Genomic DNA, 23,435 nt, shown 5'->3' on the forward strand with positions numbered 1-23,435 from the left:
CGGCATGATATTCGTGCTGATCCACCCATTATTTATATCCCGGCTCTTACTTATTCAATAATGATTCTCATGTGTGATAGTCTCTGTGTATGTTCAACACACGAAAATCATTTTTGACGTCACTAAGTTCGCTCGGTCTCGTATCCTCCCTACTCCTTGCAGGATGCGCGGGCGGCACATCCTCTGCAGGCTCCTCAGAGCCTTCTGCAGGAGCATCCTCAGGGGATTCAAACGCAAGCGCCTCGCAGTCTCCCATCGTTGAAGCCAAAGGCGCGTCAACCCGCCTAGCCATCACTTATGACGGCGGCGTGATGGTGTACGACGGTAAAGATATGAAGCTTCTGCAGGATATTCACAAAGATGGTTTCCTGCGCCTGAACGATGCGGGTGATAACCGCCATCTGATCGTAGCCGACGGATCCAGCTACGCCTTCCTCGACACCGGCGTATGGTCGGTAGCACATGGTGACCACTCACACTACTACACCACCGCTCCCAGCCTCTCGACACTGTCGCTTCAGGCCGACCACACCGGGCATGTTATTGCCGATAACGGTAAGGTTGCGGCATTCGCAGACGGTACCGGCACCTTCGACGTATACGACCCCGCAAACCTGGTATCCAATAAACGCACGGCAACTAACCTTGAAACCAAGCAGGTTAAGCTCCCCAATCCTCACCACGGATTCGCTATCCCCCTGCCGAATGACCAGTACCTCGTAGCAGTCGGGGATTCCAAAACCCGCACGGGCGCAGCCGTGGTAGACGCTAACGGTAAGACCATAACGGAGAACAAGGAATGCCCCGGTGTACACGGCGAAGCTATCGCGCGGGATAATACCTTCACGATCGGATGCACCGACGGCGTACTCATCTACCGGGACGGCACTTTCACGAAGGTGACAAACCCTCAAGATCCCTACTCACGCTCGGGCAACCAGGCAGGAACGGCGGATTCCCCTTATGTTCTGGCGGATTATAAGACGGATAAGGATGCCAAACTTGAGCGCCCTGAGAAGTTTGCCATCATTGATACGGTCAACCGCACGCGAGAGGTATACTCGCTCCCCAAAGGAGTCAGCTACACCTTCCGTTCCATGGGCCGCGGGCCTAACGGCGAGGCTCTGCTGCTGACCACGGACGGTAAGCTGCGTATCTACGACCCGGCAAACGGCACCGAACTTGGGTCTGTACAACTAATGAATACGTGGACCGAGTCAGAAACTTGGCAGGATCCTCGCCCGGCATTGTGGGTAGACGGTAAAACCGCCTATGTGACCGACCCTGAGACGAAGAAGCTTCACGCGGTATCACTCTCGGATGCTTCTCATCCAAAGACCCTCATGAGCATCGATCTGCCGCAGGTTCCTAATGAACTCAGCGGTGTCTCTTCAGCGAATGCGGCACCCGTAACTGCGGACTCCCACTAGGAAGAAGTTAGAGAGCGCAAGCCCCGATACCGGTTTAGGTATCGGGGCTTGCTCTGTAGGTATATATATTTAAGATTGTGGGGCGCAGCTAAGACTGAAGAGATAGTGCTCCCAGAGGTTCCCAATCCGCGCCATCATAGGCATATACGTGCAGAGTATCTACCGTGAACGAACGTTCTTGTTCTGGTAAATCGTCGAAAATCCGATGCGCCTGCCGCACCTGATCCGGCATCAAAGAACGCCCCAAGGTGATATGCGGAACGTAAGGGAAAGGCGATGCCCACTGCCCTAACTCCTGCACGCACGCACCATGAAGTTCGGCAAAAGTATCGGCGCCTAAGATAACGTCCAGATACTCGATCTCAGAGTTTGGGCGGAAGGTGCACACTCCCCCAGCACAAGCCTGCACCGTACCAATTGCGGCGAGTGAATGCGCCAGTGCATCCGAACGCCAATCGTTCTCATTCTGCTCGGTCAGCTCACTAACGTACACAGTCACATGATTACTCAAATCAGTGGGAAGAGTCATGCCGGTTCTCTTCTTCCAGTCCACAAGACGCTGCCCCAACGGTCCGTTCACGTGGGCGATCAGACTCAAATAACGCTGTCCGGGGTGAAGAGTGGGCGATTCCTCAGTGTGTGATAGATTCTCGCAGGTGTTCTTAACAGTCACAGCGTACCTCCTTCGGTCTAGCCGCGCTGGGCGGGCAAAAAACCCACTTTATCGTAGACATTCTCGATAGTAACAGTCGCTATTTCACGAGCTTTCTGAGCGCCCAGTGCCAGCAAGCGGTCAAGCTCGGCGGGGTCCGCCATAAGCTCTAGGGTACGCTCACGCAGGGGCGAAAGTTTCTCGACCACAACATCCGCCAAATCAACCTTAAGATGACCGTACATTTTACCCTCATAACGTTTGACAAGAGAGTCGATGCTCTCGCCAGTCATCGCGGAATAGATCGAGAGCAGATTAGAGACGCCAGGTTTCGCCTCACGATCATAAGCAATAACGGAGCCGTCGTCGGTCACGGCAGACTTAATCTTCTTCACGGTCGCCTTCGGCTCATCCAAAAGTTTGATAAGGCCTTTATCGGAGGCGGCAGATTTCGACATCTTCGAGGTCGGGTCCTGCAAATCATAAATCTTGGCGGTTTCCTTCAAAATAATGGGTTCGGGCACCACGAAGGTTTCGCCAAAGCGCGAGTTAAACCGTTGCGCCAAGTTGCGGGTAAGCTCTAGGTGCTGGCGCTGATCCTCTCCCACCGGTACGCCATCGACCTGGTACAGCAGAATATCCGCTGCCATCAGCACCGGGTAGGTGAATAACCCCACCGAGGCGTTATCGGCACCCTGCTTCTGCGATTTGTCCTTGAACTGGGTCATGCGTGATGCCTCACCAAAACCCGTGAAGCAGTTCAGTACCCAGGCAAGCTGCGCGTGCTCAGGCACCTGCGACTGCACGAAGAACGGGGAGCGCGCGGGGTCAATACCAGCGGCAATATACTGGGCGGCGGTCAGGCGGGTGCGTTCGCGCAGGGACTGTGGGTCTTGGGGCACGGTAATGGCGTGCATATCGGGAATAAAGAACAGGCACTCGTTGGCGGGGTCTTCCTGCAGGGCAACCCAGTTGTTCACCGCGCCAATATAGTTGCCCAAATGCATCGAATCCGCGGAAGGCTGCGCGCCGGAGTAGACACGCACACGATCCAAAGACGCATTGGGAATGAGTGATTTATCCTGTTTCTTTTCGTCAGACATGATAGATACTTTCTTCAAGGGGCGCACGATGCGGGCGGCCGGTTAGCCAGCGCATCCGGCATCTTATCGGCGGGTGAATTCTAGAACTGGTAATCGACGACAAGCGGCGCGTGATCGCTGAACCGTTCATCATAGGAGGCGGCACGATCGACCGTTGCTTCCACGGCTTTCGCGGCGAGCGCTGGGGTAGCCATATGGTAGTCGATGCGCCACCCAGCGTCGTTATCGAAAGCTTTGCCGCGGTAGGACCACCAGGTATAGGGCCCGGGCACCTCACCCGCGAGTTTACGCGCCACGTCTTCATAGCCGATTTCGCCAAAGAATTTATCGAAGTATGCGCGTTCTTCAGGCAGGAAACCGGCGCGTTTCTGGTTTGCCTTCCAGTTTTTAATGTCGAGCTCGGTGTGCCCCACGTTGAGGTCTCCCACAATGAGCACGTGATCTGAGTGCTGAGCGAGTTCGGGCAGGCGCACGAGCATGCGGTCGAGAAAGCGGTACTTGTCATCCTGGCGGGGCGTACCAACCTCCCCGGAGTGCACGTAGGCGCTTACGACGGTCAGGGTTTCGCCGGTGGGCAGGGTGTAGTCCGCCTCAACCCAGCGGCCAGCGTCCGCGAAATAGTCTTCGCCGATCGTGGAGCGGGTGGCGACAGGCTGGTTTTTCAGAAGCTCACCGTTCACATTGGGGTGCTTGCGGGTTGCCACCAATACCCCGGCGCGTCCTTTGGCGGCGGCTTCGGCGTGCAGAATATTCCAGTCGTCTTCGTTGAGAAGTTCGCGCACGATCTTATCGGGGGCACGAACCTCCTGCAGACAGAGAATATCAACGTCGCGGCCAGCGAGCCACGTGGCCATATCTTTCCTGTAGGCGGCACGAATACCGTTGACGTTCACGCTGGCGACGCGCAGAGTTTTAGCGGCGCGGCTCATTCTTCACCCCTCATTTCGTCGTTGACCATTCCCATCCCATTGGACGCTGTGGTGTTAATAGTATCTAAAGCCCGCTCGATCATGGCGCGAGATTCTTCGCTGTCGTCCGTGAGGTAGTTGGCGATTTCGCGGGACTGCACAAGCACGATCTGAAAGCTATGGGCAAGTTTATCGGCGAGCATCGCATCCAATTCTTCGCGGTGGATGCGGCTAAATTCGGCACGATCCTGTTTGATGGATACCAGCACGATACGCACTAAGTAGACGGCGAGCGCCAACCATCCGAGAATAAGCCCGGCCAAGATCCAACCGAGCACGCTGTTGGCGTTGAAAATTGCCAGAACGAGAAGAAGTACTAGGAGCCCAACGCCGATGCAGGACCCAATAATGGCTTTACGCACAGGGGCTTTACCGGGCTCGGCGGTGGTCACAGAATTTTGCTCGCGTGTGTGCATAACATCAATTATGCCAGGATAAATGCCTCGACATACACGTGGTGCAACGCTTTTAGGGCCGGATAGGCGTAAACTATCTGTGATGACTCATTCACTCAACTTTTCAGGTTCTGTCTCTAACTCGGGTTCCCACGAGGCACCCGAGGCTTCTGCACGTGGTTCTATGATGGAGAACGCTGAGGACCTTCACGACGATCCCACCATGCTTCCGCCGGTTCCTGGCCCTAAATATGAGCAGGTTATTCGCTACCTGGAACAAAAATACGTGATTCCGGGTTCTCCCGGCGATAAACTCCCGACTGAGCGCGCTATTCAGGAGAAGTTCAAGGTAAGCCGTCAGACGGTGCGCAACGCTATCAAGGCTCTGCTGGAGCGCGGTCTTATCTATAACGTTCAGGGTTCTGGAACGTACGTTGCCGATCGTTCTCAGGGAAGCTATATTCCGCGGGTATGTTCGTTCGCTGAAGATATGGAGCGGCGCGGGCTGCAGGCTTCGACCAGAATGCTTTCGACCCAGTGGGTTGAGGTGACAGAAGAAATTTCACGTTATTTGAGTGTCACCATAGATTCTTCGGTGCTTTTGGTTAAGCGTCTGCGCTTGGCTGAGGGTGAGCCTATCGGTTTTGAGCTCGCCTATTTGGCGCCTGAGGTTGCAACATGCCTGCTTGAAACGATGGCTTCCGGCGGTTCACGCAAAGATCCTCACGACCATTGCGAGTACACAATCGAACACGGCATGATGCGCATGGAAGCAACCCTGATGACCGAGGCGGATGCGGAAGCCTTCAATCATCTGCCAACCGTGGGCGCCGCCGCGTTCAAGGTGACCACCACCAGCTATACCTCGCAGGGTTCACCCGTTGAGCACAGCGTGACGCTCTATAAAGGGGATGCCTATTTTTACGAGATGCTGCTGTAAAAAACTCCACAGCAGGCATAAGACGTGCGATAACAGTGCCCGAGTGCGACAACAGTATGCACCCGGGCATTGTCGTACCTAGCGTGTTTCACAATGGCGCGCGGTTATCCTCAGAGCCCTCTCACGTGCTGCGGCATGGAATGTTGAGCTGACGGCCAGGCTAGTTCTTCGCTGCCTGACGTTCTGCAGTCTCTACGACATTCACCAGCAGCTCCGCGCGGGTCATGGGGCCCACACCGCCGGGGTTCGGCGACACCCAAGATGCCTTCGCGGCCGCCTCGGGGGAAACATCGCCGAAGAGTTTCTTCTTACCGGTTTCAGGGTCTTCGGCACGGGAGACACCCACATCCAGCAGAATTGCGCCGTCCTTCACCTGATCCGCTTTGAGCACATGCGGCACACCCACGGCGGCGACAATAACATCCGCCTGGCGCAGAACCTCGTCAAGGTTCTGGGTACCGGTATGCGCCAAGGTCGCGGTTGCATTGATCTCACGGCGGGTCAGCAGCAGCCCCAGAGGACGACCCACGGTAATACCGCGACCGAGCACCACCACATTCTTACCGTTCCAGTCGATACCGTGGCGTTTCACCAGCTCAATCACGCCGTTCGGGGTGCACGGCAGGGGCGAATCCAACGGCTCCGAAACGTTCAGCACCAGCTTGCCAAGGTTAGTGGGGTGCAAACCGTCAGCGTCCTTCTCAGGCGCAATCTTCTCCAAAATACGGTTAGTATCCAGGTGCTTGGGCAAGGGAAGCTGCACAATATAGCTCGTGCAGGCAGGGTCATGATTGAGCTTATCAATCTCGGTCTCAAGCTCTTCCTGGGTGATATCGGCGGGCAGATCTACACGGATCGAGTTAATGCCGATCTCCGCGCAGTCGCGGTGTTTAGCGCCCACATAGGAGTGTGAGGCGGGATCATCCCCCACGAGTACCGTTCCCAAACCGGGAGTAATGCCCCGTGCCTTCAGGGCCTCAACGCGCTCAGTCAGCTCGGATTTAATGGCGGCTGCGGTTGCCTTACCATCGAGAATCTGCGGCATAGCAGTTTTCCTTTCTGTTCATGTCACGGATTCATCCGTGAGAGGTTTACACTGGGCAAAAGACCCCGCAGACGCTTTACGAAGCGTACAACGGGGTCTTCATAAGTTTTACCAGCTCTCACTTCCCACATAGAGCGGGTACTTATCGCAGAGCTTATTCACGCGCTCACGCAAGGCCGCAATATCGTGCTGCGGCAACAGTACCGAAGCGATAATATCGGCGACCTCGGTAAAGCCTTCGGCGTCGAAACCGCGGGTTGCCAGGGCCGAGGTACCGATGCGCAGCCCGGAGGTCACCATCGGCGGGCGGGGATCGTTCGGCACCGCGTTGCGGTTAACAGTAATACCCGCATCGTGCAGCAGGTCTTCAGCCTCTTTACCGGTGAGCTCGTGGTGGCGCAGATCGACCAGTACCAGGTGAACGTCGGTGCCGTCGGTGGCGATGGAAACTCCCGCATCGCGCATATCCTGGTGGGTTAGGCGCTCTGCCAGGATGCGCGCCCCCTCGATTGTGCGCTTCTGACGGTCTTTGAACTCTTCGGTCGCGGCAACTTTGAACGCGGTCGCTTTTGCAGCAATTACGTGCATGAGCGGTCCACCCTGCTGCCCGGGGAATACCGCTGAGTCGATCTTTTTCTTGAGCTCTTCGGTGCACAGGATAAACCCGGAGCGGGGTCCGCCTAAGGTCTTGTGCACGGTTGAGGAAACCACGTGGGCGTGCGGCACCGGGTTGGGGTGCAAACCAGCCGCTACCAGACCGGCAAAATGGGCCATATCAACCCACAGGTAGGCGCCGATTTCATCGGCAATCTCACGGAATTTCGCGAAATCCAGCTGACGGGGGTATGCCGACCACCCGGCAATAATAACCTTGGGACGCTCCGCAAGTGCGAGCTGCCGAACCTGTTCCATATCGATCCGCCCGTCTTCGCCTACCTCGTAGGCAACAACCTCGTAGAGCTTACCCGAGACGTTCAGCTTCATACCGTGCGAGAGGTGCCCACCGTGAGCCAGCGAAAGACCCATGATCTTCTCGCCGGGGGTCAGCAGGGCGTGCATGACGGCGTTATTCGCCTGGGCGCCGGAGTGAGGCTGTACGTTGGCGTGCTCGGCACCGAAGAGTTCCTTAACCCGTTTAATAGCCAGCTCTTCGACGATATCGACGAATTCGCAGCCACCATAGTAGCGGCGACCCGGGTAACCTTCCGCATACTTATTGGTCAGCACTGACCCCTGCCCCTGGAGTACGGCACGCGGCACGAAGTTTTCGGAAGCGATCATTTCCAGGGTGTTTTGCTGGCGCTTACGTTCCAGATCGAGTGCTTCGGCGACCTCGGGGTCAAGCTCCGCGAGGGGAGCCTCAAGCACGGTTCGAGTCTGCTCGGTCATACCACTCCTCAAAGTGTGAATCTGCATAAAATGTGATGAGAGCTTATGATGTGACTCTCATCTTACCGTATAGGTTGGCGCCTGCACAGATATGACGCCCACCGTATGAGACGCCATAGCAAGGGCTCTTTGGCATATTCGCAGCAGTCCTTGCGAGCGAGTTTTCCATGCCGAACCGTGAGTATTGCCCCGAAAGATGCAGGCGCGCGCAGGCGGCGCATCTACACCGGGTTATTCCTGGGTCAAAATAGCGGCTGCATACGCAAAATAGGCTTCACGGTTTTCTTTTCCGAGAAGCTGAGTCTGCACCACATAACCGCTAAGCACCGAAAGCACCGCCGCACCCATGACATTAAGCCACTGCTCAAGCTCTTCAGCGGTTACATCGAGTTCGCGTTCGCCCCAGGCACGGTAACGTTCCATTGCCATGGCGCGCAGTTGATGCATTTGCTCCCCCACTACGGCGTTGATAGCGGGCATTGAGACGGCCTCGCCCCAGGTGGCGAGCAGAAAGCGACGGGTTTTCGCCGTGTCAAGAATCTTCAAGAACCCCAGAACATAATCCCACGGAGAATCCGCACGCACTTTCTCGAAGGGAGCCATGTCAAGGCGTGCGGCCTCTACCATGATCTCTTCTTTCGAGGAAAAGTGGTTGTAGATAGCTCCTGCAGAGAGCCCGGTGGCGGCAATAATCTCGTTCATCGAGGTCTTTTGATACCCGCCTTTAATAAAGCACTCACGGGCGACATCGACAATCTGTATACGCCTGTTCTTTTTGTATTCTTCACTGACTTTAGGCACGTCTTAATCCTATCGAATATTTACCCCGTATGCGTGCCAACCCAACCCGTGCACACCATAAGTTTTGCAGTCGGATTGGGTTGGCAATATTCACCGTGCATCAGCCTACCTGGCTGGCGCATTCGATTGTTGAGACAATGCCGGAATTTAGTGGAAGAAGTGGCGGGTTCCGGTCAGGTACATGGTGACGCCCGCATCCTTCGCGACCTGAATAACTTCGTCATCACGGATCGAGCCGCCGGGGTGCACGACCGCGCGGATACCGGCATCGAGAAGAACCTGCAGGCCGTCCGCGAAGGGGAAGAAAGCGTCGGATGCAGCAACCGCACCGCGGGCACGCTCCTGGCCTTCTCCGCCGAGTGTATTGGCGCGTTCAACCGAGAGTTTGCACGAATCTACACGGTTAACCTGCCCCATGCCGATCCCCACGGCGGCACCGTTATCGGCGAGCATAATCGCATTGGACTTGGGAGCGCGCAGGGCACGCCACGCGAATTCAAGGTCACGCAGAGTGGCTTCGTCGGCAGGTTCACCGGCGACCAGCTGCCAATTCTTCGGGTTATCACCCTCGGCGTTAAGACGGTCGGCTTCCTGGAAGAGCGCACCGCCGGAAATCGAACGGTACTCGATAGTCTCACGCCCGAACCCGTCGGGAAGCACCAGCAGGCGCAGGTTTTTCTTGGTTTCCAGAATTTCGAGGGCTTCCGGCTCGTATCCGGGTGCCACAATAACCTCGGTGAAAATATCTTTAACAGCCTGCGCCATACCCTTGGTAACCGGGCGGTTCGCGGCAATCACGCCACCATAGGCGGACAGCGGATCGCAAGCATGAGCCTTAGCGTACGCATCGGCAATCGGGTCTGCGGCGTCAGGACTTGCAATTGCAATACCGCAGGGGTTGTTGTGCTTGATGATGGCGACCGCAGGCTCATCAAAATCGTAGGCGGCACGCAGGGCGGCATCGGCATCCACATAGTTGTTGTAGCTCATCGCCTTGCCGTGAATCTGATCAGCCTGGGCGATACCGGGGACTGCTGCGGGGTCTACATACAGAGCCGCACGCTGATGCGGATTCTCGCCGTAGCGCAGGGTCTCGCTGCGTTCAAAGCCCAAACCGGCATACGGGGGCCAGAAGTTAGCGTCTTCGTCCTGCTGGAACTGCGCGGCGGTCCAGGTAGCGACGGCGGTATCGTAGGCGGCAGTATGGGCGAAGGCGCCGGCGGCCAGGCGGCGGCGTTCCTCCAGGGAAAACCCGCCATCCCGAGCGGCGTTTACGGTACGTTCGTAGTCTTTGGGGTCTACCACGACGGCAACCGCATCGTGATTCTTCGCGGCGGCACGCACCATGGAGGGGCCGCCGATATCGATTTTCTCGATAATAGCGTCTTGGTCGGCGCCGGATGCCACAGTCTCTGCGAAGGGGTACAGGTTCACGACCACCAGGTCAAAGGGCTCAACGTCGAGTTCGTTAAGGGTGTCGATATGCTCCTGCTTGCGGCGGTCGGCCAAAATACCGGCGTGGATGCGCGGGTGCAGGGTCTTCACACGCCCTTCTAGGCACTCGGGGAACTCGGTAACCTCGGTAACTTCGGTGACGGGCACACCGGCGGCGGCGATCGTGGATGCGGTCGAACCGGTAGACACCAGCTTCACGCCTGCCTCGTGCAGACCGCGGGCGAACTCCGCCAGATTAGTCTTGTCGTACACGGAAATGAGGGCGCGGCGCAGGGGCAGACGATCGAGCTTCTTCATAGACACTAATTACTCCGTTGCTTCTTGCTCGGTGAATGGGTGGTACCCCGTGGCGGGGTATTAATACTGCCCGCATGCACCGGGATGCGGCGCCGTGCGGGCAGGAAGTTCTAGGGGTTTTGAGTTTTGGGGAGGGCAGCAAATTCTTCGAGGGTCCGCACCAAGAGCTGACGTTCTTGCACCTTGATGCGCTCATGCAGGCTTTCTTCGGTGTCACCAGCTTCGACGGGCACCGCGGCCTGGGCGATAATCGTGCCGGTATCGACCCCGGAATCCACGAAATGAACCGTCAACCCGGTGATTTTAACGCCGTGGGCGAGCGCATCCCGCACACCGTGTGCCCCGGGGAATGAGGGCAGCAACGCGGGATGAGTGTTGATAATCCGGTTCTCGAAGCGGGCGACCAGCTGCGCATCCACAATGCGCATGAACCCGGCGAATACAACGTAATCGGGGGTGTAGGAAGCGATTTTCTCTTCGAGAGCACGGTTCCATTGCTCGCGGTCAGCATAGTCTGTCGGTTCGATCAGAAAGGTTTCAACCCCGGCTGCGGCAGCTCGGTCAAGACCGGTGCAGGGCTTATCTGCGCCTACGGCGGCGATCTCTGCGTTTAGCTCGCCAGCCTTTACGGCGTCGAGAATAGCTTGCAGGTTAGTACCGGACCCGGAGACCATTATCACAATTCGCACAGCAATAGTTTAGCGCATCACATAGCGGCTGGGTAGCACCTATGCCACGGGCACCGCACCAGAAATTCTTGTAGTTAAGCCAATTCCGAAACGATAAGCTGGCGGCCCTCGCCCAGTCTAGATTTTCAGGGTTTCACGGTGATTCTCATGCCCGCAGACCGCCGCAGGGAGGTACCCTTAACCTATGTCAAATATGCCCCCGTCTTACCCCCAAGTGCCGCCGCAGCAGCCGATACCGCCTGCGCCGAAGCGTCCGCAGCTCACCCCTAAGGAGCGCCGCCGCAAGCTGATGCGCAGTTTATGGCTGTTGCTTGCAGGTTCTATGCTGACCCTATCGGGAACCCCCTTCTTGCTGAGCCCCTTCCCCCTGTTTCTTCTGCTTTTTGTCTTGGTATTTTTGGGGATCGGGCTGACCATTATGGCAATAGTGCGCAATGCCCAAGGGCGGGGGCCGTGGATTCTCTACGTTGCCGCGGGGCTGAGCCTTCTTTTTGCGGGATGGACGCTTCTTTCGGGGCTTGTCATGGCATTGAACCCGGATGCGCAAAACTATCGGCAATGCTACTCCCATGCCCTGACGGATACCGATATGAAGCAATGTCAAGAATCCTTCAACCATGCAGTGCGCGCCAATACTTCTGTTTCGATCGGTCAGCCTGCTCCATAAGCCCTTCTTGGGGGAGATTTTCAAATAATTGTGCCGAGTGAATCTTAAGGATTCACTCGGCACAATTGCTATATTCCGCTATACTTCTAGCCCTCTAGGTGTTCCCTATATATCGCCATATCGGGCGCGAAAGTTATTTTTTCCTCTTCTTCTGCGAGGATTTCTGACCCGTGGCGGGTTCTTCCTCCGAAGATTCATCCTCGGTCGACTCAGGGGTTCCGAAGATAACAGCCATCGCCTGAGTAGGCGTGAGCTGACGCTTCTCCTGAACGGTAGTCTCGTGCGACTGCTCCGAACCTTCCGTACTCTCCTGATCGGATGCGGATGATGCGGCAACCGGGCGCGGCACGGCAAAACGCTTATACCCGGGCTCGTGGAACTCCGCTGACGAGGAGGCCTTCTGCGACCCAGACTCCCCTGTACGAACGCTCTGCTCCCGTGTCTCCCGATCGCCCTTAGTATCACCGCCATTACCGGAGGTTTCGGGGCGCGGAACACGGTTAAAGACCGGCTTCCCAGGGGCTTTCTCACGCTTGCCGGGCTTGACCGTGCGCGGCGCGTCCTCGGTACCCCCACCGGATTTCTCAGAGGTATCAAGTTCCACGGTGGGTTCATCCGCTCCCGACAGCTCGATGGTTTGTTCGTCAGATGCCGCATCCTTCGAGTCCGCAGCTTCAGCGGAACCGTCTTCACGCAAGGATTCTTGCTCCGTTTTGATACCTAAACCATGCGCTCGCTGTGCTTCTTCCTGTTCGGCAAATTTATTGAGTTCTGCACGGCGGGCGTGCACCTGTTTGACGCGTTCGCGCCGCTGCTGAGCCCGCTCACGCGCCTGCTCTTCACGTTCTTGTGTCTCGCGTTCCTGCTCATCGTTCCTGAGCTGTTCACGCTCCGCCCGCGCCGCACGGCGCTGCTGCAGCATCTCGCTCATGCGACTGCCCAGGTTGGGACGTTCATCGGCAAAACGCGGCAGCTCACGACTGCTATCAGGCAGAAGCACATGGCACAGCAGGTTACCCAACGCGGTACCCGCGCCCAAGGTTATTGCGGTCGCCACGGCGAAAGCTGCGGGCGATGCGCCTACCTCGGTAAAACGCCCCACACCCAACGATCCGCTGGAAATCCAACCCAAAATATAAGCCCATACACCGCAGAGCACACCCACCAGCGAACCCAACACGAGCGAAGAAAGCGGCAGCGCAATCACCCGGTAACGTACCTTCATGGTGATCCACTCGTCCACGTGGTCTTCGCCTTCACGCAAGAACCACCAACCGGCAACGGCCCCGGCGCCCAGCGAAACCGCCAGACCCGCATACCCGATCCAGCCCAGGCTCTCAGGGATAGCACCCAGCACCGGGAAAAGTGGAAGATCGCCCATCGTCGTCTGCGACCAACCCACATGCGTATCCACGCCGAAGGAGAACCCGGCGCCGGTAGTCCACGACATCGCATAGATCACCAAGTTCGGGAGGTAACCCAGCTGCAGCAGGGTCACCGCGAGCGCGCCCACCGGCCCAGCGTGAAGTTCCTGGTAGATCGTTGCAATCTGCGACCAGCGCATCATCATGGCAACCACCAGCACCAGGGCACCGCCCATGATCAACGAAAAAATCGCCACCATGGAGGCACGCACGATCGACCACACATAGGAACTCGCCCACCGCGAGTACTGGCTCATCTGCGAAATCTGTTCAGCGGTGTTCACGCCCACCATACGGGCGAGCGAACGCGATTCATAGTAGCCGCCCCAGATCAACCCGACCAGTACCACGATCTGCGGAATCAACGCCGCACCAACAATACCCAGCAGGTGCCGTTCGGTGCTCGCCCAAGCAAAAGCGACGGCAGCAAAAATACCGTAGGCAGCGCACCCTAAGAGTACGGGTTTGAAGAATTCCCCCTCATAGGATGCGCGCGCCAGTTTTCGCCCAGACCTAAAGCATAAGAGCACCGGAATAATACTCAGCCCCATGGGCACCAGTGTGAGCATGCCGTGCGGCAGAATAATGCCGAAAGCATTCGGAATATTCAGCGGCACACCGTGCATGAGCAGCCACAGGTGGGAGGCAAGAGTTGCGAGTGCGGGAAAATCCATGCGGTTAAAACCGTTGGTAAACCACACCGCCATGAGCAGAACGAGCACAAGCCCGAAAGAAAGCGCGGCGGTAAAAACTAATTCAACGATGCCCTGCAGCCAGAGTGGCATAGGGGCAGAATACCGGGATGTAGAAGAGCTACTTTTCATCGTTCTTCCATCATGCCATGAAACCTGCCAGCGCGTGTGAGCCTGCTGGGCTTTCGGGGAAATAGTTCCGGTTAAATGGCGGCTAACCTTCGTTAACCGCTCACCGTGAACATAGGGGTTACACGAACGTTACTGATGCGCTCTCACCGCCGCGACAGCGCATACAGCTAACTGTGCCGAGCATTTCTCACGGCTTTCTCGAACACGCAGGTACTCCCCCGGCGCTTACGGTGAAAATACTGTGCGGAAGATTAGTCTTCAATCCACGGATTCACCGCGGGCACGCCCCAGGACCGGTACACCTCAGCCTTTGAAGAAACGATTTCGAGGTCGTGAGCTTGGGCGCTCGCCGCCATCAGACCTTCGAGGGCGGCGGTGGGCAGGGGCTCGGCATCTTTACGTCCGTGACTGTGGGTACCGCGCGGAGCGCTGCGTCCCGCCCATTCGAGGCTTACACGGGCATCCACGTTAATAATGTGGTCAGCGAATCTGTCGAGAAGTTCGGCAATCCAGCGGTCGGTTTCCGGGTAGGGGTAGAGTCCTTTGAGCTCGCCCACGCTCAGCACCGAAATGTAGAGGTGTTTATAGGCGCGGCGGCGCAGAAAGGCAACAACTTTGGGATCTGGTGTGGCTTTGCGGATCTCGGCGAGAACATCCGAGTCGAGAAGCAGTCCTGAGGCGCTCATACCCCTATGCTACGCGCAGACCGGCATATTCGACGGCGGGAATACCCTCGGGGTTGGGAAGAAGCAGAAAATTGAGGAATTCGTCGCGCTTAGAAGAAATACGTGCGTAGTCCTGAATGCTTACTGCCTGGTAACCGCCGCGTGCGGGCACGGATGCGGCACGCAGATTTTCCTGATAAGAGCGTGCAGGAGTAAGGGGGGATGCTGGAGATGAAGAGCTGTTGTACATTGACAACCATGCGCCGAATGCGCGTTCCTTTCGCGTTGCTCTTGCCTGTACCAAGTGCCACCTGAGGCGGCGAATACAAACCACTTCGTCATCCGAGCCACCCGTGAACATGGGGTTGGCGTTCGACCATAGTCGGAGCTTATCAGTCGAAACTCTTGAAGCTGAATCCAGATTACAACAGCTTTCAGGAATCTGTAAACGCCCGAACCTGTCAAATCCTTGTGATTTACATAACGCGATTATGAATGCATACCTGTATATAGCTGCCTCATGGCGGCGTAGTGTGAAGTTTTGGGCCTTCAGAGCAGGTCTACACATTCGAGAAAAATCACGGCACACTGGGTAATGTACAGAAATTTATCTTGCCTCTGATATATCACCATGTCACGCCCACTTTACGCTTCCGGAAAGAAAGAGTGATAACTGTGAAAAAGACTGTACAGATCATGGGGATAGTGGCCGCAATTTTTCTGATCATTGGGTTTGGCTTGTTCATCCTGGCCGGTTGGGGCTCACTCGTAGAGTATCATGCCCTCGAATGGAGGGGCGTGCAGCATAAAGGAGCAAGTCCCCTAACGCGAGCAACCGGCAACCTCAGCTACTGGTTCTTAGGCACCGGCTTTCTTACTGGCTTTATCGCCTTGATTCCGTTCTTCACCACGGCGATCAGGAACTCCCGCAAGACGCACAAAAAGTATCCTAAACAGGCTCAAGACCTCCTGAAAGATGGTCAGAACCAGATTAATTCATAGAGTCAGTATCTAAGGAGCGCCCATGAAAAAAGCTATCTACATAGTTGGAGCAACAACTGCGGTGGTCTTCTTTTGTGGCATAGTCCTGTTTATTTTAGGAGAATGGGGCGCTCTCGTGGAGTATCACGCCTCTGAATGGAGGGGTATTCAATTCGAGGGAGCTAGTCCGCTCACACGCGCAACTTTAAATATAAGTTTCCGACTCTTAGGTATCGGTTTCCTCACCGGCATTATCACCTTAATTCTGCTCTTCACAACGGCGACCAGGAATGCACGCAAGGCACAAAACAAGCATGCTGAGCAGAATAAAACACCCTTGGCAGAAGGTCAGAACCAGATCGATTTATAGAGCCAGTATCTAAGGAGCGCCCATGAAAAAAGCTATATACACCGTTGGAGCAGTAGCCGCAGTACTTCTGGTTATCGGGTTTGGATTGCTCATCCTAGCCGGCTGGGGCTCACTCGTGGAATACCACGCCTTCGAGTGGAGGGGCATCGATCCCGCAGGAGCAAGTCCCCTCGTCATGGCGACTAATAATCTGAGCCTATGGTTTCTAGGTATTGGCTTCCTCACCGGCATTATCACCTTAATTCTGCTCTTCACAACGGCGACCAGGAATACACGTAAAAAACGCTCAGCGCATCTTGGACAGACATCATAACGAATTACCGCGCGCTTTCTTTAACACCCTTGAGATAATGGAACGGTGAGCACGCCAAACCCTTTCCCTGATATCCCCGTCACCGTTGCGCAGATTATTCGGCAGGCGGGGCATAAGGCATACCAGCGCGGGCTTGCTTATGCCCGTCAGCGTGAAGTGGTGCGTTACACCTACGACGAAGACGAAAACACGCTGGAAGGCCTGGTGAATGGGAGCACCCCTATTCCTTATGAGGTAGATATTCGCTTCTTCCCGGGTTCTGACGCCGATTCCAATCTTTTCAACGCACGATGCACATGCCCGGTCACCGCCGACTGCAAGCACGCCGTCGCCCTCATGCTCACCGCACTCGACCGCGCCAAGACCGCGCGGAAAGCCCTCGACAATGCGCCCGGTGGCCGCATCCGTCAGCTTATGAATCAAGAGAGCACAGAAGATACCGCGCGACAGGTTGCGGAGGCAGCCGACGATCCCCTGGCGGCGTTACGCGCATCCGGGGCGATTCGTTCAGCAAGCTCGCTCACCACCGATCCCAAACCTCTCTCCCTGAACGACCACGAGAATATGCATTCTTCGCCCTCGAAAATTTCGGTGTGGCGGCGCGATATGGCACAGGTTCTCGCTGCCCGGGGCGAAGCATCCGGTATTGATTCTGCACGGGTTCCGGGGGCGCTCGACCTTTCCTTCAGCATTTCGGGTTCGTATGCGCGCGGGCGCAATATTCCCGGTGCAACCCCGCCTATCAATTTGCTGGCGCGACCGCTCATGCAGTCCAAAACCGGGCGCTGGATCAAGGGCGGGCTCAGCTGGGAGACCTTTGCATCCAGCGTGGGTGGGCCGGTCGGTCGTCACGAAGTGTACCCTGAGCACGAACGGTTCTTCGCCGAAATATACGCTATCGCACGCCCGTGGCAGAATATGTATTCTTCGCATCGGGACTGGATTTCGCTCACCGCCACGAACTCCACGCTACTGTGGGATGTTCTGGCTCGTGCAGAGCAGATCGGCCTGCCGATTCTTCTCGAAGGGTTTGAGGTAACCACGGCAGTTCTACCACCCGCCCAGGTGAGGGTACATGCCGGAGCTGTTGAGGCCGAGTCCCGACAGAACGCAGAGGCTGCCGTGAGCGAAGATTCCACCCCCGACTTGGCTCTTCATGCCGCCTTGGGGTGGGAAACCCGCGAAGATAACCGGGTGCGGCAGCTCTGGTTTGATGCCGCACACTGCCACCCCATCGGCTCGCCACGCTCAGGATTTTTCGCGCTCGGCGGTCTTGTGCAGCGTATTTACGAGGAGCAGGCGCAGCGGATGCATTGGAAAAGCACGCGCAAGGGCGCCTTAGACGCGCCGCATCGCGATGTTTTTCAGGCTCAATCTTCGCAGCAGGCGGAGGAGAGCTCGGACGAGAGCGAAAATTCTGAAACGCAGACGGTCGGGCTCATTCCCGAGCTATCGCCCGAAAATGCTGCGACGCCTACTATTCCGGACCTGCCGGAGGGTCTTAACCTGGCGTTTATTCCGCTTGCCGAGCCCTTGGGCGCAACCGCAGAATCCTTGGTATCTCGCGGCGAAATGCGTATTCCGGCAGACGAGCGCGAGGCTTTTCACCGCGAGTTCTTGCCCACCCTCACGCGGGCCGTCCCGTTCCTTACCCCAGACCCGGCTTTGGCTCTGCCGAAGGTTCGTTCGCCCTATTTGGTATTTGAGGCGCACTTTGATGATGAGATTTCGCACGATGCGCTCCTGAATTGGTATTGGGAGTACCCGAAGAACCCACTCGATGAAGAAGGCACGGACTCGGGGGTTCGCCGCCTGCCAGCGCTGGGTTTGGATACAGAACGCGACGAACGTTTTGAGGCGCGGGTGCTGCGCGCAGTACGGTCGGCGACTGCATCCAACCCGGTGTTGGCGGGCGGGTTTGGGGAACGCCGCTCTCAGGGATGGGAAACCCGCGATATTCTCGCTCATGTGCTACCCGCCCTGCGGCGTATTCCCGGGGTTCGCGTGCGGCTGCTCGGTTCTGTACCCGAGTTTACCGAGGCGACCGACGCCATGATTGAGGTCAAGGTGACCGAGGGTAATTCGCGTGACTGGTTCGGGCTGGGTATCGCTATTAAGGTCAATAACTGGACTGTGCCTTTCGCCCAGGTTTTTGAGGCGCTCGATCGGAATCAGGATCGTATTTTGCTGGGTAACGGCACCTATTTTTCACTCAATCGCCCGGAGTTTTCGGCACTGCGAACCCTCATTGAGGAGGCCCGCACGCTCAACGAAACCGGCGGTGAGCTGCGCATTAACCGGCATCAGGCGGGGCTGTTCTCTGAGCTGGAATCGCTCGCTTCGAGTGTGGAAACCGTGGCTTCTTGGGATGCCCAGGTTAAGAGTCTGCTCGCCCTCGTGGAGGCCGCCGACCGTGCGGGGGAGACTGCCGGTTCCGAAGAAGTTTTAGAGAACGAACATTCCGATTCTTTATCTGTTTCTTCCGGCGTATTTTCAGCGAATCACCTGCCCTCTCCCCCGGGTCTTACCGCAGTTCTGCGGCCTTATCAGCTTGAGGGTTTCCGCTGGCTCGCGTTCTTGAGGCAGCACCGGCTGGGCGGGATTCTTGCCGACGATATGGGCTTGGGCAAAACCGTGCAGGTGCTCGCTCTGCTTGCCCAAGCGATCGCCGAGCATGAGCAACGCGCCGATCACACCGAGTTTGCACCTTTCCTCGTGGTTGCGCCAACATCCGTGGTGGGTAACTGGGCGCAAGAGGCTGCACGATTCGTGCCGGGTGCGAAGGTGGTGACTATCACCGAGTCTACGAGCAAAAGCGGCACGAGCATCGCCGAGCTGGTACAGGGTGCGCATCTGGTGCTCACGAGCTATGCGCTGTTCCGTCTCGACGAGGATGGATACATCGAATTCGGTAACCACGTTCCCGAAAACACAGAGGATGATGCTCCTCCGCGTGCAGGGTGGGGTGCGTTGATTTTAGACGAGGCGCAGTTCGTGAAGAACACGAAAACTCGCGCATGGAAGGTGGCGCGTGCCCTAAACGCGCAGGTAAAACTCGCCATCACGGGCACCCCAATGGAGAACAACCTCATGGAGCTTTGGGCGCTCTTGGCGATTGTGGCGGATGGCTTGTTCCCGTCAGCGCGCATGTTCCGCGACCTATATGCGCGCCCCGCCGAGTCTAGTGAGGACCCGCAGGTTATCGAAAAATTACGCCGCCGGGTTCGCCCTCTGATGCTGCGCCGTACGAAGGATGTGGTCGCCGCCGATCTCCCCGAAAAGAACGATGTGCGGGTAAACGTGCCGCTCACGACGGCGCATCGACATATTTACGATATGCATCTGCAGCGTGAGCGGCAGAAGGTGCTCGGGCTTTTAGAAGATATGGATAAGAACCGGTTCACGATTTTTCAGTCGCTCACGCTTCTGCGGCGGCTGGCGCTTGATGCCACGCTGATCGACCCGGATGAATACGCCGGGGTGGCTTCCGCCAAACTCGAATATTTGGTGGAGCATCTGCCCTCACTCTTAGGCGACGGGCACCGGGTGCTGGTGTTCAGCCAGTTCACGGGGTATTTGCACACAATTGCTGAACGGCTGCAGACTGAAGGCATCGACTACCTGTACTTGGACGGCACGACCCGCAACCGCCCGCAGGTTCTGAAGGATTTTGCTGAGGGTGCGGCGCCGGTGTTCCTTATTTCGCTTAAGGCAGGCGGGTTCGGGCTGAACCTGACGGAGGCAGATCACTGTTTCATCATGGACCCGTGGTGGAACCCGGCGGCTGAACAGCAGGCGGTGGATCGCATCCACAGGCTGGGGCAGGAACGTGATGTGCACGTGTATCGGCTGGTGGCTGAGGGCACCATTGAAGAGAAGGTCATGGATTTGAAGGCATCGAAAGCGGCGCTGTTTGATGCGGTCGTCAACGACGGCTCCTTCGCCTCGTCCCGGGTGGATGCGGAACAGATTCGTGAGCTTTTCACCCCGACTGATTCCTAACTCCCCTGCTAAGAAGGCTCTTTATACGCCCATCGCCGCCTTATACGTCAGGTCAAATCCAGCCGTTAGTACGCGCCGTATGAGCAGCCTCTACACGTGAAGTACAGTGAAGAAGTTGAATGGCTTCAGATAGGTAATTCTTCACAGTACCGTGAGAAAGGTATAGTTCCCGTGCAATTTGATTGACGGTTTTTCCTTCCATAGTCAGTTTCAGAACATCCTGATGTCTGGGTTTGAGTGGATTAGCTGGCAGCGTAGCACCACTAAGAAGCAGTGCAGAATCAACCACTACCTTCCCAGAATGTATATCCCGAATAATGTTTGATACTTCTTCAGCATCTTGATCTTTTGTTATAAAAGCACAAGCACCGCTTTCAAGAGCACGACGAACGTAACCAGGAGATTGAAAAGTTGTCAGAATAGCTATTTTCGTGTTTATGCCTTGCTTCTGAACTTCATCAAGAACATCTAGACCGTTAAGTTTTGGCATTTCAATATCAAGAAGCGCTACATTTGGAATATATGTGACAATACTATCCAGGGCTTCCTGTCCATCTCGACAAACACACACAATTTCCAAATCTTCTTCTTCATCAATAAGACTGGCGAGCGCGCTGCCGAACATCGTCTGATCATCAGCTATAAGAACAGTAATCATAATTTTATGCCCCTCCAGTAATGATGTTAGAAGCTGGGATCCTAGCTCTGACTTGGGTTCCACCCTCAGGTGCGGCACCAAGAGTTGTCTCTCCACCTATATGTTGAATGCGGGTATTCATATCTGCTAAACCGGCACCGGTGTTCCGCATAGAACTTTCCTTCAGTCCTATACCATCATCCGCGATAATAAGCATATAGTCACCCGAAGAATGTTGTTTTAGACTCACCCAGCAATTTTTTGCGCCGCTATGTTTAAGAACATTGGTGATAGCTTCAAGAAGTACCCAATACAGTGCTGTGAGGGTACTTGGGTTAAGGACCTTGAGAACATTCTGCTGAATATCCATGTGGGCTTGAATACCACGATATGACAGTAATGACGGTACAGCATTGAGTTGATGCGAGAAATCAACTGTATTAAAGCCTTCTACAACGTCGCGTAAATGAGCTATAGAAGAACGTGTCATTTTCTGTATCGCACGCGCTTCATATGCCACGTCTGAATCAAGAGGTTTTAAGGTACGTACCAATTGTTGCAGGCGAATATTAATAACTGTTAAATCATGCCCAATAAGATCATGAAGGTTCGCCGCAATCTGGGTCCTAAACTCTGCCTGTAGGTTCTGTTCACGTAACTCTTGGTTCTGTTCAGCAATATAAAGTTCTTCTTGAAGCCGCCGGTGTGATACTCGGCTAATCCGAAGATTCATGAAGAGAAACCCCACGATGGCAACAATAGCCGGATCATGGGAACTGGTATTGATCTCCCAGCTAGGTTCTAAAGTCTGCAAATAGTTAAGAGCCACAACAACTGCCAGGGTTGTAATAGCCGCTATTTTTGTATTCCTTACTCCGGTAACTGCTATAGCACAACATAAAATCCCCACTGGGAGCATAGATTGCTTAATGCCTAGAATACCTACTAAGGAAAAGATAATAATAATGATAGAAACAATACTATGGATCTTCCCTACGGTAGGACGCTGGATTCTGAGGTACCCAATCCAGACCACAGCAAACACAAGAGCACACCAAGCCAGAGCGGTCCATATACCGTAAGTATCAAACATGGGTGTAAAACCTTACCGTAGAAGCTAGGAACTCACGAGAATCTCGCCCACAGGAACCAGTCTATCGGATGAAACGCCTGTGAGTGTTTCAAACGCGCGGGCATCGCCACCGCCTAAAGGGCATACGTTGAGTGGTATTTCTTCCGCAAGCAGGCAGGCCGTTTGCATCCATGCTCCTACGTGTTTGAGGGTAAGAGAATATGCGACTCCTTCATACGTTGAAGTCACAAGGTCAAAATCAGCAGCTAATAAAACAAGCCCCTGTACATCTTCAGTCTTTAGCCTTGCCGAACTTGCATAGGTACGCAATAGACGCATGTACGCGCTCTGAGTTTTCTCCTCAACAGCCGCAACCTGTTCATACTGACGAGTATGCAGGTTTGCATACCATAGCCCTTGTTCCAGCCCTTCGATATTCTGAGCAATGATGAAGGGGTAAAGCTCGTGAAGAGCGCCACCGCTGGGAAAAGGCAGCCGTGTTATATTTTCACTCTTATGGGAAGTTTCACGCAGGCTTTCTTCCAACAGTGTTGTCAGAGATTCAAGACTTAACGAAGGTTTTTGCGGTATGCGCCGGGATGTTCGTTGTAGAAGCGCCTGATCCAGAAGAAGTTGGTGGCGGCGAGAATCAACTTTGGGGAAGGGAAATTGTCGAAGAGAAGCCAAGCCTTTGAGCAAGGTTGTGTTGTGCTCACGTGTTCGAGTAGCGCCATACCCTCCGGTTGCCGTATCAAACCTGGAACGTCGGTACATAAAATAGTCATGAGGTTCCCAACAGTCCCAAGGACCATATTTATGATGCTGTTCTTCAGGCGCAAAAATCCCTATAAATTCCAGAATTTGGTGGGTTACGCCACCCGTCATAGCATCTAACCAGGCTTGGGCATTGAGAGTTACTCGTAAAGGCCGATGCGCTATTTCAAAGCGAGTATTTCCATTCATCCCGTAAATAACAACGCCCGGCGTAAGAGTGCAGTCAGTATGACCAAGCGGATAATTTGCCTCGTCAAGAACAGGTTCCAGCGCGTCTTCAGTCAGCAGGAGCTCAAAGCCAGAAATCTCTATGCTTGCTCCGGTTTCAGGGTTGATAAGACGTTGTATAAGGTTTCTTGACGAGCTCTGTCGAGTCAATATCAGAGCGACCTGCTGTGCAGATACGTCTAAGTTCTGAGCCCAGTCTTCTAAAGTTCCGAACTTTTCATTGTTTTGAGGATGCATCTGTTTCAGCTGATATTCACAATGAATCAAAGGTATTTTGTGTGGATTCAGGTGGGTCTTTGTCACGGGGTAACTCC

At 55.4% G+C, this 23,435-nt stretch carries 22 protein-coding genes and 1 riboswitch; of the genes, 7 read left to right on the top strand and 15 right to left on the bottom strand.

The window, feature by feature from the left end; translation table 11 throughout:
- The first annotated feature begins 113 nt into the window (after positions 1-113).
- Positions 114-1,430, top strand: a complete 1,317-nt coding sequence (locus HMPREF2958_RS00445) for a hypothetical protein (protein WP_070695802.1) — start codon at positions 114-116, stop codon at positions 1,428-1,430.
- Between the two features lie 88 nt (positions 1,431-1,518).
- Here the strand turns inward: HMPREF2958_RS00445 and HMPREF2958_RS00450 are convergent, their stop codons facing one another.
- The 4 genes from HMPREF2958_RS00450 to HMPREF2958_RS00465 all read right to left on the bottom strand — a co-directional run bounded on the left by HMPREF2958_RS00450 (position 1,519) and on the right by HMPREF2958_RS00465 (position 4,545).
- On the bottom strand, positions 1,519-2,103 hold the full coding sequence (locus HMPREF2958_RS00450) for a 2'-5' RNA ligase family protein (RefSeq protein ID WP_070695803.1): 585 nt from the start codon (positions 2,101-2,103) through the stop codon (positions 1,519-1,521).
- A gap of 17 nt (positions 2,104-2,120) precedes the next feature.
- Positions 2,121-3,185 (bottom strand): tryptophan--tRNA ligase, encoded by a 1,065-nt coding sequence (trpS, locus tag HMPREF2958_RS00455; protein ID WP_070695804.1) that lies wholly within the window; start codon positions 3,183-3,185, stop codon positions 2,121-2,123.
- Between the two features lie 80 nt (positions 3,186-3,265).
- A complete protein-coding gene (locus HMPREF2958_RS00460) occupies positions 3,266-4,114 on the bottom strand; it encodes an exodeoxyribonuclease III (RefSeq protein WP_048754443.1) in 849 nt (282 codons plus the stop codon).
- Complete coding sequence (locus tag HMPREF2958_RS00465; protein ID WP_246827961.1) at positions 4,111-4,545, bottom strand: hypothetical protein; 435 nt, start codon at positions 4,543-4,545, stop codon at positions 4,111-4,113. The genes HMPREF2958_RS00460 and HMPREF2958_RS00465 overlap by 4 nt, the downstream gene beginning before the upstream one ends.
- Before the next feature lie 106 nt (positions 4,546-4,651).
- On the opposite strand from HMPREF2958_RS00465, the gene HMPREF2958_RS00470 reads away from it, so the two are divergent.
- Positions 4,652-5,488, top strand: a complete 837-nt coding sequence (locus HMPREF2958_RS00470; protein WP_239662000.1) for a GntR family transcriptional regulator — start codon at positions 4,652-4,654, stop codon at positions 5,486-5,488.
- Positions 5,489-5,648: 160 nt separating this feature from the next.
- Here HMPREF2958_RS00470 and HMPREF2958_RS00475 read toward each other — a convergent pair whose 3' ends face one another.
- The 5 genes from HMPREF2958_RS00475 to purN all read right to left on the bottom strand — a co-directional run bounded on the left by HMPREF2958_RS00475 (position 5,649) and on the right by purN (position 11,149).
- Positions 5,649-6,533, bottom strand: a complete 885-nt coding sequence (locus tag HMPREF2958_RS00475) for a bifunctional methylenetetrahydrofolate dehydrogenase/methenyltetrahydrofolate cyclohydrolase (protein ID WP_004006051.1) — start codon at positions 6,531-6,533, stop codon at positions 5,649-5,651.
- Between the two features lie 108 nt (positions 6,534-6,641).
- Positions 6,642-7,922, bottom strand: coding sequence for a serine hydroxymethyltransferase (gene glyA, locus HMPREF2958_RS00480; RefSeq protein WP_070695806.1), 1,281 nt, complete (start codon positions 7,920-7,922; stop codon positions 6,642-6,644).
- A 231-nt stretch (positions 7,923-8,153) separates the two neighbouring features.
- Positions 8,154-8,723: a TetR/AcrR family transcriptional regulator gene (locus HMPREF2958_RS00485; RefSeq protein WP_004006049.1), complete on the bottom strand. Its 570-nt coding sequence runs from the start codon at positions 8,721-8,723 to the stop codon at positions 8,154-8,156.
- A gap of 147 nt (positions 8,724-8,870) precedes the next feature.
- Positions 8,871-10,475, bottom strand: a complete 1,605-nt coding sequence (gene purH, locus HMPREF2958_RS00490; RefSeq protein WP_070695807.1) for a bifunctional phosphoribosylaminoimidazolecarboxamide formyltransferase/IMP cyclohydrolase — start codon at positions 10,473-10,475, stop codon at positions 8,871-8,873.
- 110 nt (positions 10,476-10,585) lie between these two features.
- Entirely contained in the window at positions 10,586-11,149 is a 564-nt protein-coding gene (gene purN, locus HMPREF2958_RS00495; RefSeq protein ID WP_070695808.1) for a phosphoribosylglycinamide formyltransferase, read from the bottom strand.
- A gap of 199 nt (positions 11,150-11,348) precedes the next feature.
- Here purN and HMPREF2958_RS00500 point away from each other — a divergent pair, with 199 nt between their 5' ends.
- Positions 11,349-11,831, top strand: coding sequence for a hypothetical protein (locus HMPREF2958_RS00500; protein WP_246827962.1), 483 nt, complete (start codon positions 11,349-11,351; stop codon positions 11,829-11,831).
- A gap of 133 nt (positions 11,832-11,964) precedes the next feature.
- Here the strand turns inward: HMPREF2958_RS00500 and HMPREF2958_RS00505 are convergent, their stop codons facing one another.
- From HMPREF2958_RS00505 to HMPREF2958_RS00515, 3 genes are all read right to left on the bottom strand, one after another.
- Complete coding sequence (locus HMPREF2958_RS00505) at positions 11,965-14,079, bottom strand: cell division protein PerM (RefSeq protein ID WP_070695809.1); 2,115 nt, start codon at positions 14,077-14,079, stop codon at positions 11,965-11,967.
- Positions 14,080-14,330: 251 nt separating this feature from the next.
- Positions 14,331-14,765 carry a PIN domain-containing protein gene (locus tag HMPREF2958_RS00510; RefSeq protein ID WP_013398546.1) on the bottom strand — a complete coding sequence of 145 codons (435 nt, stop codon included), beginning with the start codon at positions 14,763-14,765 and terminating at the stop codon, positions 14,331-14,333.
- A 4-nt stretch (positions 14,766-14,769) separates the two neighbouring features.
- On the bottom strand, positions 14,770-15,048 hold the full coding sequence (locus HMPREF2958_RS00515) for a nuclease PIN (protein ID WP_238382392.1): 279 nt from the start codon (positions 15,046-15,048) through the stop codon (positions 14,770-14,772).
- Positions 15,027-15,155, bottom strand: a riboswitch (SAM riboswitch). Its footprint overlaps the gene before it by 22 nt.
- A 264-nt stretch (positions 15,156-15,419) precedes the next feature.
- On the opposite strand from HMPREF2958_RS00515, the gene HMPREF2958_RS00520 reads away from it, so the two are divergent.
- Genes HMPREF2958_RS00520 through HMPREF2958_RS00535 form a run of 4 tightly spaced genes read left to right on the top strand, consistent with a single transcriptional unit; the run spans position 15,420 to position 20,410 of the window.
- Positions 15,420-15,746: a hypothetical protein gene (locus HMPREF2958_RS00520; RefSeq protein ID WP_070695860.1), complete on the top strand. Its 327-nt coding sequence runs from the start codon at positions 15,420-15,422 to the stop codon at positions 15,744-15,746.
- Positions 15,747-15,768: 22 nt separating this feature from the next.
- Positions 15,769-16,095 carry a hypothetical protein gene (locus HMPREF2958_RS00525; RefSeq protein WP_070695810.1) on the top strand — a complete coding sequence of 109 codons (327 nt, stop codon included), beginning with the start codon at positions 15,769-15,771 and terminating at the stop codon, positions 16,093-16,095.
- Between the two features lie 22 nt (positions 16,096-16,117).
- The gene (locus HMPREF2958_RS00530) at positions 16,118-16,408 is read left to right on the top strand and encodes a hypothetical protein (protein ID WP_070695811.1); all 291 of its coding nucleotides are present in this window, start codon (positions 16,118-16,120) and stop codon (positions 16,406-16,408) included.
- A gap of 45 nt (positions 16,409-16,453) precedes the next feature.
- Positions 16,454-20,410 carry a DEAD/DEAH box helicase gene (locus tag HMPREF2958_RS00535; RefSeq protein WP_070695812.1) on the top strand — a complete coding sequence of 1,319 codons (3,957 nt, stop codon included), beginning with the start codon at positions 16,454-16,456 and terminating at the stop codon, positions 20,408-20,410.
- Between the two features lie 52 nt (positions 20,411-20,462).
- Here HMPREF2958_RS00535 and HMPREF2958_RS00540 read toward each other — a convergent pair whose 3' ends face one another.
- The 3 genes from HMPREF2958_RS00540 to HMPREF2958_RS00550 are packed head-to-tail and all read right to left on the bottom strand — an operon-like array spanning position 20,463 to position 23,424.
- Positions 20,463-21,068, bottom strand: coding sequence for a response regulator transcription factor (locus tag HMPREF2958_RS00540; RefSeq protein WP_004006035.1), 606 nt, complete (start codon positions 21,066-21,068; stop codon positions 20,463-20,465).
- Between the two features lie 4 nt (positions 21,069-21,072).
- Positions 21,073-22,140 carry a sensor histidine kinase gene (locus tag HMPREF2958_RS00545; protein ID WP_048753246.1) on the bottom strand — a complete coding sequence of 356 codons (1,068 nt, stop codon included), beginning with the start codon at positions 22,138-22,140 and terminating at the stop codon, positions 21,073-21,075.
- Between the two features lie 24 nt (positions 22,141-22,164).
- Entirely contained in the window at positions 22,165-23,424 is a 1,260-nt protein-coding gene (locus HMPREF2958_RS00550) for a SagB family peptide dehydrogenase (RefSeq protein WP_048753244.1), read from the bottom strand.
- Between the last annotated feature and the right edge of the window lie 11 nt (positions 23,425-23,435).

This window comes from Rothia sp. HMSC036D11, assembly GCF_001814205.1.
GTDB classification, from domain to species: Bacteria; Actinomycetota; Actinomycetes; order Actinomycetales; family Micrococcaceae; genus Rothia; species Rothia dentocariosa.